Annotated in this window: 1 protein-coding gene; it reads right to left on the bottom strand. The window is 58.3% G+C overall.

Annotated features, from left to right (window positions below; translation table 11 throughout):
• Positions 1-139: 139 nt before the first annotated feature.
• Entirely contained in the window at positions 140-775 is a 636-nt protein-coding gene (locus ACUXST_RS12705) for a Crp/Fnr family transcriptional regulator (protein ID WP_458390360.1), read from the bottom strand.
• Positions 776-1,046 lie beyond the last annotated feature (271 nt).

The raw sequence follows: 1,046 nt of genomic DNA on the forward strand, positions 1-1,046 counted from the left end.
GGGGTGCTTGCCGGACTTACACTGATGCAAGTCAGCGCGGTGTCTATTTCAACCCAGTGCGGTCATCAGGTGCGCTGGTCACATCCGGTCGAGCACAATGGCTGCAGCTGCTTCTCAAGCGAACACTAGTGCGGCAGCCTTAATTGAGAGCCGGCTCCCCTGAACGCAGGTGTAAATAGTTGCTGTCGAAATCACCTGCTCGAGCGAGCTTGCGCCAGTCGGCGATATGGATCGTCCTCGGATTAGACCGATCGATTAGGCGCTCTGCCTCCAGAGCCTTCATGGTACGATTGACATGAACCGCCGTGAGACCCGTTGCGTCCGCTAGCTGCTCCTGAGTCAGCGGCATTTCGAAGTTGCTCTTGTCCCCCACTCCCGCGAGATTGAGCCGCACCGAAAGCTCACAAAGAAGGTGCGCGATGCGAGTTCTGGCATCTCGCCGCCCGACATTCGCTACCCACTCCCGAGATATCGATCCGTCCACGAGCGTGTCGATCCACAATGCCTGACCGACATTCGGCCGCTCGCGGGCAAGCCGCACGATCTCCGTCCGCGGGATCATCCCAACATTTCCGGCCGTGAGCATTTGCACGCCGTGATCCGAAGTTTCCAGAAGTGAGTTCTGGAGGTCGACAAGTTCGCCCTTAATCTGAATCGAAACAATTTGACGTTGGCCGCTGGCAACCAGCTTCGAGCGAACGGAGTATCCAGACAGGATCAGGCAGCAGTGATTCACCCGGTCGTACTCACGTACGAGAATCTCGCTGCGTTCCACTCTCTTGACGGTGCACGGCAACGCGCGGATGGCCGCTCGGTCCTCCGCGGCTAGCGTTGCTCGGTATGCCAACTTCATGACTAGTGGTTCGAGCGTCGAAGGTATTGTGCGGGTGTTCAGAGAGCGTCTCCCATAGGAACGGGCGGGAGGCACAAGAGACTCTCGGCCGCCGGCAACCGGAAGCGCGCCGGCGACAAAGCTGCCTAGCAAGCGCTGAGAATCGTTCTCTAACGCAAGTGGATGAGATTCACTTACGTGAGCGAGGTTCATG

The sequence above is a fragment of the Sphingomonas sp. F9_3S_D5_B_2 genome (assembly GCF_054263715.1).